This window comes from Psychrobacter sp. Choline-02u-9, assembly GCF_002836505.1.
Taxonomy (GTDB): domain Bacteria; phylum Pseudomonadota; class Gammaproteobacteria; order Pseudomonadales; family Moraxellaceae; genus Psychrobacter.
In genome coordinates, this window is sequence record NZ_PJBF01000016.1 from 1 (window position 1) to 1,339 (window position 1,339).

Below are 1,339 nucleotides of genomic sequence, written 5' to 3' on the forward strand. Positions count from 1 at the left end.
CGCTGGTATTTTTGCTCTGACTGGTCAAATGGCTCAGATGACAGGTTCGCTTTTCCCCTTGGCGTTTTTAGCCGCTGCAATCGTTGTTTCTTTTAGTGCCTATTCCTATATCAAAATCTCTAATGCCTACCCATCAGCTGGTGGTGTCGCGATGTACCTACACCAAGCGTACGGAGATCGTTTACCGACTGGCTTTAATGCCCTGCTGATGTATTTCTCCATGGTTATAGCGCAGAGCTTTTTGGCTCGGACGTTCGGGTCATATACCATGCAGTTATTTGGTGGCGATGACAGCGGTCGCATGGTATCCGTTCTTGGCGCAGCGCTTATTCTTGCTGCATTTTTGATTAATTTGCTTAGCAATCGTTGGATCCAAGGGGTCGCATCGGTTATCGGTATTATAAAAATTGTTGGGATTCTCATCTTCGGGCTGGTTGGTGTCTGGCTGGCTGATAGCTTTGCAATTGATTCTTCTACATTAGGTGACACTAATACTGTTGGTAACTTTCTTGGCGCAACGGCGCTAGGCATACTGGCCTTTAAAGGCTTTACCACGATCGCCAACAGTGGCTCGGAGGTAAAAGACCCTCATCGTAACGTCGGCCGTGCCATTATAATTTCAATCGCAATCTGCGTAGTAATTTACACCCTAGTCGGTTTCGCGGTGTCTAGTAATCTATCTCTTGCTGAAATTATTGAAACCAAAGATTACTCTTTGGCTGCCGCCGCACGCCCAGCACTTGGCGACTATGGTCTATGGTTCACAGTAGCAATCGCAATGGTAGCTACCGCTGGTGGTCTCCTTGCTAGTATCTTTGCAGTCTCTCGTATGCTCGCTATGCTAACCGAAATGAAGCTGGTACCCCACCGTCATTTGGGGATGCCAGGCAGCGTTCAAAAACACACACTGGTCTATACCGTGGTGTTGGGTTTGGCTTTCACAACGTTATTTGATCTTTCACGAATTGCAGCGCTTGGCATTGTTTTCTATCTGATCATGGATATCGCTATCCACTGGGGTGTTCTAAGATACCTCCGTCAAGACATAAAAGCGGTGATGTGGGTACCTGTAGTGGCCATACTTCTTGATATCTTAGTCCTCGGTGGTTTTATCTGGATCAAACTACACTCAGATCCATTCGTGCTTGGCGTAGCAGTCGTTACTATCGTAGTGATTGCTGTGGCTGAGCAGGTTTATCTCAAGTCGTCAGCGAGGAGAAAGGCTATCGAAAAAGATGCACTTACACACCAACATTGACAATAACATTAAAGGATTTATAAAAAACTGTTTGGTTTAAAATTGCGTAGATTTAAGCGTCTACTTACTATCTTCAACAAG

At 45.7% G+C, this 1,339-nt stretch carries 1 protein-coding gene; it reads left to right on the forward strand.

Going from position 1 to position 1,339, the window contains the following annotated elements; genetic code table 11:
* Positions 1-1,258 (forward strand): APC family permease (locus CXF69_RS00530; protein WP_102078936.1); only part of this gene is annotated, 1,258 nt, incomplete at its 5' end.
* Positions 1,259-1,339: the final 81 nt, after the last annotated feature.